The following is a 252-nucleotide window of genomic DNA, read 5'->3' as shown; positions in this document are numbered from 1 at the left end:
AGCGTATTCCGATCGAGCCATTCGATATCGATGTTGTTGATCTTTGCCCGTTCGGCCAGGTCCTTCAGTCGGCGGTGTTCGAGCTCGTTGGTGGCAACCACCAGTTTTCCGCATTGTTCATAGGGTACACCCTTCTCCCTGCAGAACGCCTTGATTGCATCGGCCCCCTCCCTGCAAAGGCGCGCTTTCAAGCTGCCTGGCGCATAGTAGATTCCCGCGTGGATGACGCCGCTGTTGTGCCCTGTCTGGTGG

The 252-nt window shown here is 57.5% G+C and carries 1 protein-coding gene; it reads right to left on the bottom strand.

The features are described from left to right. Window positions 1-252, bottom strand: a 252-nt coding sequence (locus tag AF337_RS11480; RefSeq protein ID WP_152970988.1) for an FAD-dependent oxidoreductase, incomplete at both ends; no start/stop codon positions are given.

Origin of the sequence: Rhizobium ecuadorense, from assembly GCF_001187535.1 — a bacterium.
GTDB lineage: Bacteria > Pseudomonadota > Alphaproteobacteria > Rhizobiales > Rhizobiaceae > Rhizobium > Rhizobium ecuadorense.
Note: the sequence above shows the minus strand (reverse complement) of the source record. Positions and strands in the feature narration are given on the sequence as shown.